Source organism: Pseudomonas sp. H1_D05 (genome assembly GCF_054682705.1).
The window spans coordinates 1,726,398-1,738,609 of sequence record NZ_CP162825.1; the positions used below are offsets into that span (position 1 = coordinate 1,726,398).

Annotated in this window: 10 protein-coding genes; 3 read left to right on the forward strand and 7 right to left on the reverse strand. The window is 60.3% G+C overall.

The genetic code is table 11. The annotated features are described in order from the left end of the window. Window positions 1–110: 110 nt before the first annotated feature. Complete coding sequence (locus AB4O11_RS07945) at window positions 111–488, reverse strand: COG4315 family predicted lipoprotein (RefSeq protein ID WP_093429630.1); 378 nt, start codon at window positions 486–488, stop codon at window positions 111–113. Between the two features lie 151 nt (window positions 489–639). Here AB4O11_RS07945 and phoB point away from each other — a divergent pair, with 151 nt between their 5' ends. The 3 genes from phoB (at window position 640) to AB4O11_RS07960 (ending at window position 4,153) form a co-directional block, all read left to right on the forward strand. Beyond that, entirely contained in the window at window positions 640–1,329 is a 690-nt protein-coding gene (gene phoB, locus AB4O11_RS07950; protein ID WP_007896474.1) for a phosphate regulon transcriptional regulator PhoB, read from the forward strand. Between the two features lie 74 nt (window positions 1,330–1,403). Continuing rightward, a complete protein-coding gene (gene phoR, locus AB4O11_RS07955; protein ID WP_256573782.1) occupies window positions 1,404–2,690 on the forward strand; it encodes a phosphate regulon sensor histidine kinase PhoR in 1,287 nt (428 codons plus the stop codon). Window positions 2,691–2,812: 122 nt separating this feature from the next. Next, a complete protein-coding gene (locus tag AB4O11_RS07960; RefSeq protein WP_007920256.1) occupies window positions 2,813–4,153 on the forward strand; it encodes a hemolysin family protein in 1,341 nt (446 codons plus the stop codon). Between the two features lie 108 nt (window positions 4,154–4,261). On the opposite strand, the gene AB4O11_RS07965 is transcribed toward AB4O11_RS07960, so the two are convergent. From AB4O11_RS07965 to AB4O11_RS07990, 6 genes are all read right to left on the reverse strand, one after another. Next, entirely contained in the window at window positions 4,262–5,158 is an 897-nt protein-coding gene (locus AB4O11_RS07965; protein WP_093429628.1) for a peptidoglycan DD-metalloendopeptidase family protein, read from the reverse strand. A 208-nt stretch (window positions 5,159–5,366) separates the two neighbouring features. Next, window positions 5,367–6,323, reverse strand: a complete 957-nt coding sequence (locus AB4O11_RS07970; protein WP_257356624.1) for a response regulator — start codon at window positions 6,321–6,323, stop codon at window positions 5,367–5,369. 176 nt (window positions 6,324–6,499) lie between these two features. Continuing rightward, window positions 6,500–7,261 (reverse strand): phosphate signaling complex protein PhoU, encoded by a 762-nt coding sequence (gene phoU, locus AB4O11_RS07975; protein WP_007954334.1) that lies wholly within the window; start codon window positions 7,259–7,261, stop codon window positions 6,500–6,502. A gap of 71 nt (window positions 7,262–7,332) precedes the next feature. Then, window positions 7,333–8,166: a phosphate ABC transporter ATP-binding protein PstB gene (pstB, locus tag AB4O11_RS07980; protein ID WP_093429626.1), complete on the reverse strand. Its 834-nt coding sequence runs from the start codon at window positions 8,164–8,166 to the stop codon at window positions 7,333–7,335. Between the two features lie 169 nt (window positions 8,167–8,335). Then, window positions 8,336–10,006, reverse strand: a complete 1,671-nt coding sequence (gene pstA / locus AB4O11_RS07985; protein ID WP_093429625.1) for a phosphate ABC transporter permease PstA — start codon at window positions 10,004–10,006, stop codon at window positions 8,336–8,338. Window positions 10,007–10,022: 16 nt separating this feature from the next. After that, the gene (locus AB4O11_RS07990; protein ID WP_175559543.1) at window positions 10,023–12,056 is read right to left on the reverse strand and encodes an ABC transporter permease subunit; all 2,034 of its coding nucleotides are present in this window, start codon (window positions 12,054–12,056) and stop codon (window positions 10,023–10,025) included. Window positions 12,057–12,212 lie beyond the last annotated feature (156 nt).

Sequence of the window (12,212 nt, forward strand, 5' to 3'; positions counted from 1 at the left end):
GTGGCAGCGAGCTTGCTCGCGAAAGCGTTGGGTCAGTTGCCACATAGGCTGACTGAGACGACGCCTTCGCGAGCAAGCTCGCTCCCACAGGGACGCAGTTGCTGCAGGACTCAGTGTTTCGGCATGTGCCACATGTCCTTGAACCCTTCCCCCTTCATGTCGCCTGGTTTTTCATCCATTTTGAAGGTGTAAAGCGGCTTGCCGTCATATGCCCATTGCATCATGCCGTCATCACGCTTGATGGGGGTGAATTTGCCTTCAGCCTTGGCCCCCGCCGGCGCCATCATCGGCGGCCAGTTCTTCGCGCAATCGCCGTTGCACATCGATTTACCGCCATCGTCCTTGTCGAACGTATAAACGGTCATGCCTTTGTGATCGACCATCATGCCGTCCTTCATCATGGCCGGCTCGGCGGCCATGGCAAATCCAGGCAGCGTCAGGGCAGCAGCCATCAGCAGGGCTTTGAAAGAAACAGTCATTTGAGTCATGGAAACCTTCTTTTGTGGTTGTCAGGATTCGGACTTAGAGCTTAGTTGAGGATTTGCACAATCGCCGCCGGACTAAAATACTGTCACACGACTGCAATAATTCCGTTATCTAATGCGGCGCAAGACAGTTAAATGACAAGAGGATTAAGGCATGGTTGGCAGGAGCATTCTGATCGTCGACGACGAAGCGCCCATTCGCGAAATGATCGCCGTTGCGTTGGAAATGGCCGGCTATGACTGCCTCGAGGCCGAGAACTCGCAGCAGGCCCACGCCATCATCGTCGACCGCAAGCCGGACCTGATCCTGCTCGACTGGATGCTGCCCGGCACCTCCGGCATCGAACTGGCCCGTCGTCTGAAGCGTGACGAGCTGACCGGGGACATCCCGATCATCATGCTCACCGCCAAGGGCGAAGAGGACAACAAGATCCAGGGTCTGGAAGTCGGCGCCGACGACTACATCACCAAACCGTTTTCCCCGCGCGAACTGGTCGCCCGCCTCAAAGCCGTGCTGCGCCGCGCCGGCCCGACCGACGGCGAAGCGCCGATCGAAGTCGGCGGCCTGCTGCTCGATCCGATCAGCCACCGCGTGACCATCGACGGCAAACCGGCCGAGATGGGCCCGACCGAATACCGTCTGCTGCAATTCTTCATGACCCACCAGGAACGCGCCTACACCCGTGGCCAGTTGCTGGATCAGGTCTGGGGCGGCAACGTCTATGTTGAAGAGCGCACCGTCGACGTGCACATCCGGCGCCTGCGCAAGGCGCTCGGCGACGCCTACGAAAATCTGGTACAAACCGTGCGCGGCACCGGCTACCGGTTTTCCACCAAGGCCTGATCCGACCGCCAGACTCGCAGACAAGGACCGTATTTTCCGTGAATCAAAACTGGCATGGCACCCTGATCCGCCACATGCTGTTGCTAGTCACAGCGTGTCTGGTGATCGGCCTGATCACCGGCTATTACGGCTGGAGCCTTGCGGCGGGCCTGGGGATTTATCTGGCCTGGACACTCAAGCAATTGCTGCGTCTGCACGAGTGGCTGCGCCAGCACCAACCCGACGAAGCACCGCCCGACGGCTACGGCCTGTGGGGCGAGGTGTTCGACAGCATCTACCACCTGCAACGCCGCGACCAACGCGTGCGCGGGCGTCTGCAAGCGGTGATCGACCGGGTGCAGGAATCCACCGCCGCGCTGAAAGACGCGGTGATCATGCTCGACAGCGACGGCAATCTGGAATGGTGGAACCGCGCCGCCGAAACCTTGCTTGGCCTCAAGACCCCCCAGGACAGCGGCCAACCGGTGACCAACCTGGTGCGCCATCCGCGTTTCAAGGAGTACTTCGAGCAGGAGAGCTACGCCGAGCCGCTGGAAATCCCCTCGCCGACCAACGATCGCGTGCGTATTCAGCTGTACCTGACCCGCTACGGCAACAACGAACACTTGATGCTGGTGCGCGACGTCACGCGCATCCATCAGCTGGAACAGATGCGCAAAGATTTCATTGCCAACGTCTCCCACGAGTTGCGCACGCCGCTGACGGTGATCTGCGGCTACCTGGAAACCCTGCTCGACAACGTCGAGGAAGTGAATCCGCGCTGGAGTCGCGCGCTGCAGCAGATGCAACAACAGGGCGGGCGCATGCAGACGCTGCTCAACGATTTGTTGTTGCTGGCGAAACTCGAAGCCACCGATTACCCGTCGGACAATCATCCGGTGCAGATCGACACCCTGCTGCAATCGATCAAGAGCGATGCCCAGCAATTGTCCGGCGCGAAGAACCAGCGCATCAGCCTCGAAGCCGATGCCGGCCTGTTGCTCAAGGGCAGCGAAGCGGAATTGCGCAGCGCGTTCTCCAATCTGGTGTTCAACGCGGTGAAGTACACCCCGGCCGAGGGCAACATCCGCATTCGCTGGTGGGGTGACGATCAAGGCGCACACCTGAGCGTGCAGGATTCCGGCATCGGCATCGACAGCAAACACCTGCCGCGCCTGACCGAGCGTTTCTACCGCGTCGACTCCAGCCGCAACTCCAACACCGGCGGCACCGGGCTCGGTCTGGCCATCGTCAAACACGTGTTGCTGCGCCACCGCGCACGCATGGAAATCAGCAGCGTGCCCGGTCACGGCAGCACGTTCACCTGCCATTTCGCCCCAGCTCAGGTGGCTCAGGCGCGGGCCATCAGCGCCGCCGAGTAAGACCGACCGGCACTCGCCACTAGGCAATCGCCATGTCAGCCGCTACATTGGCTGACTTGTGCCTGCCTTTCAGGCGCGATTTTTCTCTCTCTTGAATCACACGGAACCCGCAAAACTCCATCATGGACCCTTCCCCTGGCTTGTCCCTCGCTACAATTTTCGCCGATTTCGGCATGATCCTTTTTGCTCTGATCCTGGTTTTGCTCAACGGCTTTTTCGTTGCGGCGGAATTTGCCATGGTCAAACTGCGCTCGACCCGGGTCGAGGCCATCGCTGATCAGAACGGCTGGCGCGGGCACATCCTGCGCACCGTACACAGTCAGCTCGATGCATACCTCTCGGCGTGTCAGCTCGGTATCACGCTCGCCTCCCTTGGCCTTGGCTGGGTCGGTGAGCCGGCGTTCGCACACATCCTCGAACCGCTGCTGAGCGCGGTCGGCGTGCAGTCGCCGGAGATCGTCAAAGGTGTGTCGTTCTTCACCGCGTTCTTCATCATTTCGTACTTGCACATCGTGGTTGGTGAGCTGGCCCCGAAATCCTGGGCGATCCGCAAACCCGAGCTGCTGTCGCTATGGACGGCGGTGCCGCTGTACTTGTTCTACTGGGCGATGTACCCGGCGATTTACCTGCTCAACGCCAGCGCCAACGCGATTCTGCGTATCGCAGGGCAAGGCGAACCCGGTCCGCACCATGAGCACCATTACAGCCGCGAAGAACTGAAACTGATCCTGCACTCCAGCCGTGGCCAGGATCCGAGCGATCAGGGCATGCGCGTTCTGGCCTCGGCGGTGGAAATGGGCGAGCTGGAAGTGGTCGACTGGGCCAACTCCCGCGAAGACCTGATCACCCTCGAATTCAACGCGCCGCTGAAAGAAATCCTCGCGATGTTCCGTCGTCACAAGTTCAGCCGTTACCCGGTGTACGACAGTGAGCGCCAGGAGTTCGTCGGCCTGCTGCACATCAAGGATCTGCTGCTGGAACTGGCGGCGCTGGACCACATTCCCGAGTCGTTCAACCTTGCTGAGCTGACCCGTCCCCTCGAGCGCGTGTCGCGGCACATGCCGCTGTCGCAGTTGCTGGAGCAGTTCCGCAAGGGCGGCTCGCACTTCGCCGTGGTCGAGGAGGCTGACGGCAACATCATCGGCTACCTGACCATGGAAGACGTGCTGGAAGTGCTGGTCGGTGACATTCAGGACGAACACCGCAAGGCTGAGCGCGGGATCCTCGCCTATCAGCCGGGCAAGCTCTTGGTGCGTGGCGACACGCCACTGTTCAAGGTGGAACGCCTGCTGGGCATCGACCTCGACCACATCGAAGCGGAAACCCTTGCCGGGCTGGTCTACGAAACCCTGAAACGGGTGCCGGAAGAGGAAGAAGTGCTGGAAGTCGAAGGCCTGCGGATCATCATCAAGAAGATGAAAGGGCCGAAGATTGTGCTGGCGAAGGTGTTGATGCTGGATTGAGTGCAATGCGGGAAACCGCGTTGCCTGCTAAAAGATCGCAGCCTGCGGCAGCTCCTACAGGATCGCATTCCTGTGTAGGAGCTGCCGCAGGCTGCGATCTTTTTTGCTTTATTGCTTGCCCAACGCAAAGTTGGGCAACGCCCCCAGCGGCTGGATGAACTGATACGGAATCGACACCAGCCCCTCGCCGGTATTGCGCTGCACCACAAAGTGCAGGTGCGGGCCGCTGCTGTTGCCGGTATTGCCCGACAGGGCCAGCGGACTGCCCACCGCCACCCGTTGCCCTTCGCGCACGCTCACCGAACCTTGCTTGAGGTGCAGGTACACGCCCATGGTGCCGTCGTCATGCAGTACCCGCACGAAATTGCCGGACGCATCCGAACCGCGCCCGCTCTGGGAATTCTCGGTCTTCACCACCACCCCGGCCCGCGCGGCAATGATCGGCGTGCCTACCGGCATGGCGATGTCCATCGCATAGCGATTCTTCGGCCCATAGTGACTGTACTGACCGTTGGCGCCCTGACTCAGACGAAACGGCCCGCCACGCCACGGCAGCGGATAGCGATAGCCCTGCGCGATACCAGTGGGGTCACCGAGGGAATAGTAGAACTGCGGCGTATACACTAGCGGCTGCTTGCCGGATATCGCCGTCAGCAACGCCAACCGCGTGTTGCTGCGCGCCGGCAAAACCCGGTGGATGGTTTGCGCCGGCGCACCGCGGACATTGCTCAGCCCGGTGAATGCCAAGGCAATTTTGACCGGCGCATACAAATCGTTGCGCACGAAGACCACGTCTGTGCCCTTCTGCTTCTTGATATCGAGGTAAACCTGCCGTTCCAGGCGCTCGACCATGCGGTCCTGAAACACGAACACCTGCGAGCCTTTGCTCGGCCGGTCGCTGTACGACACCACACCGTTGGCATCAGTGGATTTGTAGATGGTCATGGCCACAGCCGAAGTGGATGCCATGAAAAGACCATAGAAAAACAGCAGGCGCGCGAGCATGGGCAAGAGTCTGTCGAAGTAAGGCCTGTGAATGAGCCTAGCAGGTGAAGCAGACCAGGCTAGTCGACAGATGTTTCAAATTAGGCAGCCTAGAAAATGTAAGTCGTAAGGGATGGCCCCTTCGCGAGCAGGCTCGCTCCCACATTTGGAATGCATTCCAGGGTGGGAGCGAGCCTGCTCGCGAAGGCGATGTGTCAGGCGACGAAGATCACGCGCCCGGAACGAAGTGCTTCTGCGCCGTACCGCGGGCGATCAGGCGGGAGATGTAGTCGAGTTTCTGCGCGTCCTGGTCGACGAAACGGAAGGTCAGTTGCAGCCAGTCGCTGTCGGGTTTCTGCTCATGCGCAACGATGGCGTGCAGGTAACCATTGAGACGGGCGATTTCGGCGTTGTCGCCCTGCTCCAGGTCGAGTACGGCGCTGTCGAGGATCTGCGGCAGGGTCTCGGTGCGTTTCACCACCAGCAACGCTTCCTTGATGCTCAGGGCCTTGATCACGCATTGCTGGGTGCCGCTTGGCAGGCGCAATTGGCCCTGACCGCGACCACCGACCGGCGCTTTCGACGTGGCGGGAGCCTGAATCGGTGGGCTGTTGAGCAGACCGCGCGATGGAGCAGCAGCGGGCGCTGGTGCAGCGACGGCAGGTTTGGCGAACGGATTGACCGCCGCCGCAGCCGGAGCACCACCGACCACGGCAGGCTTGCCGCCAGTCAAGGCGCTCAGGGAATCGTTGCCGAACGCCGAGTTCATCTTGGTCGGCGCGCTGTTCATCAGGGTGTCGAGCTTGCCGACCTTGTTCAGCGCCTGTTTGACCTTGGTCAGCAGTTGCTCGTTGGTGAACGGCTTGCTGACGTAGCCGGAAACGCCGGCCTGAATCGCCTGCACGACGTTTTCCTTGTCGCCACGGCTAGTGACCATGACGAACGGCATGGTCTTGAGGTTGTCTTGCTCGCGGCACCAGGTCAGCAGCTCGAGACCGGACATTTCCGGCATTTCCCAGTCGCACAGAACCAGGTCGAACGCTTCCCTGGCCAGCATGGCCTGAGCCTTTTTGCCGTTGACGGCGTCCTCGGTGCGGATCCCCGGGAAGTAATTACGCAGGCACTTTTTCACCAGGTCACGAATGAACGAAGCATCGTCCACGACCAACACACTGATCTTGCTCATCCAACACCCCTATTAAAATCCCGGCAAGCATAACGCTGGCTGATGGCACATTGCCAAAACTCTTCAGTCACGCCGGGACTTTTCGTTCGCGGGTGCTGCTTTTTAATCGAATCTGCCCATGAAAAGCACAAACAAAAACGCCCGGCCAAAGGGCCGGGCGCTTTTCTCAGGCAATCTTACTTATCGTCAGCATCGCCCGGAACATTAGCGGTTTCGCCGCTTGTGCCTTCAACTTCTTCTTTCATGCGTTTGAGGCCCATGTGGCGCACGTCGGTGCCGCGCACCAGGTAAATGACCAATTCGGAGATGTTGCGTGCGTGGTCGCCGATGCGTTCCAGCGAACGCAGCACCCAGATAATGCTCAAGACCCGCGAGATAGAGCGCGGGTCTTCCATCATGTAGGTCGCCAGCTCACGCAGCGCGGTCTTGTATTCGCGGTCGATGATCTTGTCGTATTGCGCCACCGACAACGCCAGATCGGCGTCGAAACGGGCAAACGCGTCCAGCGCATCGCGGACCATGTTGCGCACCTGGTCGCCGATGTGGCGAACCTCGACGTAACCGCGTGGCGCTTCACCTTCTTCGCACAATTGAATCGCACGGCGAGCAATCTTGGTCGCTTCGTCACCGATGCGCTCCAGGTCGATCACCGACTTGGAAATGCTGATGATCAGACGCAGATCGGAGGCCGCCGGTTGACGGCGGGCGAGAATGCGCAGGCATTCTTCGTCGATGTTGCGTTCCATCTGGTTGATCTGGTCATCGATCTCGCGCACTTGCTGAGCGAGACCGGAGTCGGCTTCGATCAGTGCGGTGACCGCGTCGTTGACCTGCTTCTCGACCAGCCCGCCCATGGCCAGGAGGTGGCTGCGCACTTCCTCAAGCTCAGCGTTGAACTGCGCGGAGATGTGGTGGGTAAGGCCTTCTTTACTAATCATGTTGGCGTCCTTGGAGCGTCCGGTAAGGTGCGGTGGGCCGCAGCGTCAATTCTGTGAATAACCCGCAACTGTCAGCCATAACGACCGGTGATGTAGTCTTCGGTCTGCTTCTTCGCCGGATTGGTGAACAGGGTATCGGTGTCGCCAAATTCCACCAGTTTGCCCATGTACATGAACGCCGTGTAGTCAGACACTCGCGCGGCCTGCTGCATGTTGTGGGTAACGATGACGATGGTGAACTTGGACTTCAGCTCGTAGATCAGCTCTTCGACTTTCAGCGTCGAGATCGGGTCGAGGGCCGAGCACGGTTCGTCGAGCAGCAGCACTTCCGGCTCAACCGCGATGGTGCGGGCGATGACCAGACGCTGCTGCTGACCACCGGACAGGCCGAGTGCCGATTCATGCAGACGATCTTTGACTTCGTCCCACAGTGCCGCGCCTTTCAACGCCCACTCGACCGCTTCGTCGAGGACGCGCTTCTTGTTGATGCCCTGGATGCGCAGACCGTAAACGACGTTTTCGTAGATGGTCTTCGGGAACGGGTTGGGCTTCTGGAACACCATGCCGACGCGACGACGCAGCTCCGCAACGTCTTCGCCCTTGCGATAGATGTTATTGCCGTAGAGGTTGATCGCGCCTTCTACGCGGCAGCCGTCAACCAGGTCGTTCATGCGGTTGAAGGTGCGCAGCAGCGTGGATTTACCGCAGCCGGACGGGCCGATGAAGGCGGTCACGCGCTGTTTCGGGATGTTCATGCTGACGTCGAACAGCGCTTGTTTCTCGCCGTAGTAAAGGCTCAGGCCGGGTACTTCGATGGCCACGGTTTCCTGTTCGAGATTCAGGCTCTGCTTGTCGCGGCCCAGGGCAGACATGTTGATGCCGTGGGTATGTGTTTCGTGCTGCATGGGAGGCTCCCTGTGCTAACAAATTCGGTTCGGAACACTGCTCGGTGCAGCTTCCATCAATATTGCGGCGGTCGCGATTCAATGTGGGAGCGAGCTTGCTCGCGAAGGGGCCCTCACGGCCGCCAAAAGCTTCGCGAGCAAGCTCGCTCCCACAGGGTTCGCGTCGTCCTTAGCTATCCAGTGCTTTGTATTTTTCGCGCAGGTGGTTGCGGATATACACCGCCGACAGGTTCAACGTCGCGATCACCAGTACCAGCAACAGCGCCGTGGCATACACCAGCGGACGCGCCGCTTCGACGTTCGGGCTCTGGAAGCCGACGTCATAGATGTGGAAGCCCAAGTGCATGATCTTCTGATCCAGGTGCAGGTACGGGTAGTTACCGTCCACCGGCAGCGACGGCGCCAGTTTCACCACACCCACCAGCATCAGCGGCGCCACTTCACCGGCGGCGCGGGCCACGGCGAGGATCATGCCGGTCATCATTGCCGGGCTGGCCATCGGGATGACGATCTTCCACAAGGTTTCAGCCTTGGTCGCGCCGAGGGCCAACGAGCCTTCACGCACGGTACGCGGAATACGTGCCAGACCTTCTTCAGTCGCGACGATCACCACCGGCACCGCCAGCAGCGCCAGGGTCAGCGAGGCCCAGAGCAGACCCGGTGTACCGAAGGTCGGCGCCGGCAGTGCTTCGGGGAAGAACAAACGGTCGACCGAACCACCGAGTACGTAAACGAAGAAGCCCAGACCGAACACGCCGTAAACGATCGCCGGAACACCGGCGAGGTTGTTCACCGCGATACGGATGATCCGCGTCAGGGTGTTCTGCTTGGCGTATTCACGCAGGTACACCGCCGCCAGCACACCAAACGGGGTGACGATCATCGCCATGATCAGGGTCATCATCACGGTGCCGAAGATCGCCGGGAAGATCCCGCCTTCGGTGTTCGCTTCACGCGGGTCGTCCGAGAGGAATTCCCAGATCTTGCTGAAGTAGAAACCGAGCTTGGTGAAGGTGCTCATCGCGTTCGGCTGGTAAGCGTGAACCACTTTGCCCAGGCCGATTTCAATCTCTTTGCCGTTGGCGTCACGTGCGGTCAAGGCATCACGGTTGAACTGCGCATGCAGATCGGCCAGACGTGCTTCGATGTCCTGATAACGCGCATTCAGCTCGGCACGCTCGGACTCCATGTCCGCCTGCGCGGTGGCGTCGAGCTTGCCTTCCAGTTCCAGTTTTCGACCGTGCAGACGGATGCGTTCGAGCCCTGCGTTGATTGCACCGATGTCGGTCTTTTCCAACGACTTCAGTTGCGCCGCCAGACCGTTCACACGGTTGATCCGCGCTTGCAACTCTGGCCATGCCGCCTCGCCTTCGGCGATGACCTTGCCGTCCTGTTTGACGTTGACCAGGTAGCCGTAGAAGTTGCCCCACTCGCGACGTTCGATCGCCATCAACTCGGGAGGCGTCGTCTGGTTGGTCAGCCACTCGCCGACGATCCAGGTAAAGTCGTTGCCGTTCAGGTCACGGTTGCCGACCTTGATCAGCTCACGGGTCATGAATTCCGGACCTGCATCAGGCACCGGCAAACCGGCGCTCTTCAGACGGGCACGGGGCACTTCTTCTTTCTGCACCACTTCACCGACGACCAGGTGATTGGCCTGACCCGGTACGTCGTAATTGGCGTGGACCAGGTCCGCCGGCCAAAAGTGACCCAGACCGCGCACGGCAATCACCGCCAGCAGGCCAATGGTCATGATGACCGCGATGGACACCGCGCCACCGCTGATCCAGACGCCCGGGGCGCCGCTCTTGAACCATCCTTTCAGGGAGTTCTGTTTCACAGACTTCTACCTTTGCTTAAAGCGACGAGTATTTCTTGCGCAGACGCTGACGAATCAGTTCTGCCAGGGTGTTCATGACGAAGGTGAACAACAGTAGCACCAGCGCCGAGAGGAACAGCACGCGGTAGTGGCTGCCGCCGACTTCCGACTCGGGCATTTCCACCGCGACGTTGGCGGCCAGGGTGCGCAGGCCTTCGAACAGGTTCATTTCCATGACCGGGGTGTTACCGGTGGCCATCAACACGATCATGGTTTCGCCGACCGCACGGCCCATGCCGATCATCAGCGCCGAGAAGATCCCCGGGCTGGCAGTCAGGATCACCACGCGGGTCATGGTCTGCCACGGCGTGGCACCCAGCGCCAGCGAGCCGAGGGTCAGGCCGCGCGGCACACTGAACACGGCGTCTTCAGCGATCGAGTAAATGTTCGGAATCACCGCGAAACCCATGGCCAGACCGACCACCAGAGCGTTGCGCTGGTCGTAGGTGATGCCCAGGTCGTGGGAGATCCACATGCGCATGTCACCGCCGAAGAACCAGTTTTCCATGAACGGGCTCATGTACAGCGACAACCAACCCACAAACAGGATCACCGGAATCAGCAGCGCACTTTCCCAACCGTCCGGGACTTTCAGGCGGATCGATTCAGGCAGGCGGCTGAAGGTGAAACCGGCGACCAGAATGCCGATAGGCAGCAACATCAACAGGCTGAAGATGCCCGGCAGATGCCCTTCGACATATGGCGCGAGGAACAGCCCGGCGAAGAAACCGAGGATCACCGTCGGCATCGCTTCCATCAGCTCGATCACCGGTTTGACCTTGCGGCGCATGCCCGGGGCCATGAAGTACGCGGTGTAGATCGCAGCGGCAACGGCCAGTGGAGCAGCGAGCAGCATGGCGTAGAACGCAGCTTTCAGAGTGCCGAAGGTCAGTGGCGACAGACTCAGTTTCGGTTCGAAATCGGTGTTGGCCGCGGTCGATTGCCAGACGTATTTAGGCTCGTCGTAGTTCTCGTACCAGACCTTGCTCCACAGCGCGCTCCAGGAAACTTCCGGGTGCGGGTTGTCGAGCAGTAATGGTTGCAGCTTGCCGCCGGCTTCGACGATCACGCGGTTGGCACGCGGCGACAGACCGAACAGGCCTTGACCTTCTACCACTTGATCGACCAGCAAGGTGCGATGCGCGGTGCTGTGGAACACGCCAAGCTTGCCGCTAGCATCCAGAGCAAGGAAGCCCTTGCGACGCTCTTCGGCAGTGATTTCAACGATCGGCGTGGTGCCCATCTGGAAAGTTCGAATCTGCTTCAGGCGCAGCTCACCATCGGTGTCACGGGCCATGAACCACTGGGCCAGACCACCCTTGGAGTCGCCGACGATCAGCGAGATACCACCGACCAGTTGCGTGGTCGCAGTGACTTCGGCGTCAGCGTTTTCCAGCAGTTTGTAGCGACCGTTGAGGCTCTTGTCGCGCAGGCTGAACACATCGGCCTGAGCGCGACCGTTGACCACGTACAGCCACTGCTGGCGCGGGTCGACGAAGATGTTTTTCACCGGCTCAGTCATTTGCGGCAGATCGATACGCTTCTGCTCGTTGGTGACTTCGCCAGTCATCATGTTTTCTTCGCTGGTCAGCGACAGCACGTTGAGTTGCGAACCGGTCGAACCGACCAGCATCAACGTCGTGTCGGTGGCGTTCAGGCTGACATGCTCCAGCGCGCCGCCGGCTTCGTTCAGCGCGATCGGCGTCTCGCCGTACGGATACTCGATGGCCGGGCTGATGGTTTTCTTGCCATCGGGGTAGCTGACTTTATAGGTGTGACGGAACACCAGCGCCTGACCGTTGGACAGACCCACGGCCACCAGCGGATGGCCCGGCTGATCTTCACCAATAGAAGTCACGGTTGCGCCGGCTGGCACTGGCAGATCGACGCGCTTCAGTTCAGCGCCACTGTCGATGTCAAAAAACAATGCCTGGCCCTTGTCGGAAACGCGCATGGCCACCTGATTCTGCTCTTCGAGCGAAATCATCAGCGGCTTGCCGGCGTCCTGCATCCAGGCTGGGGTGATCGAGTCTTTCGCAGTCAGGTCGGCACCCTGGAACAGCGGCGCCACCACGTAGGCGAGGAAGAAGAAGATCAGGGTGATGGCTGCCAGCACCGCGAGACCGCCAACGAGGACGTACCAGCGGGTGAAGCGATCCTTGAGCGC

Coding starts and splice junctions, on each gene's coding strand:
- AB4O11_RS07945 (WP_093429630.1), bottom strand. CDS start 488: ATGACTCAAATGACTGTTTCTTTCAAAGCCCTGCTGATGGCTGCTGCC.
- phoB (WP_007896474.1), top strand. CDS start 640: ATGGTTGGCAGGAGCATTCTGATCGTCGACGACGAAGCGCCCATTCGC.
- phoR (WP_256573782.1), top strand. CDS start 1,404: ATGCTGTTGCTAGTCACAGCGTGTCTGGTGATCGGCCTGATCACCGGC.
- AB4O11_RS07960 (WP_007920256.1), top strand. CDS start 2,813: ATGGACCCTTCCCCTGGCTTGTCCCTCGCTACAATTTTCGCCGATTTC.
- AB4O11_RS07965 (WP_093429628.1), bottom strand. CDS start 5,158: ATGCTCGCGCGCCTGCTGTTTTTCTATGGTCTTTTCATGGCATCCACT.
- AB4O11_RS07970 (WP_257356624.1), bottom strand. CDS start 6,323: ATGAGCAAGATCAGTGTGTTGGTCGTGGACGATGCTTCGTTCATTCGT.
- phoU (WP_007954334.1), bottom strand. CDS start 7,261: ATGATTAGTAAAGAAGGCCTTACCCACCACATCTCCGCGCAGTTCAAC.
- pstB (WP_093429626.1), bottom strand. CDS start 8,166: ATGCAGCACGAAACACATACCCACGGCATCAACATGTCTGCCCTGGGC.
- AB4O11_RS07990 (WP_175559543.1), bottom strand. CDS start 12,056: ATGCAGGACGCCGGCAAGCCGCTGATGATTTCGCTCGAAGAGCAGAAT.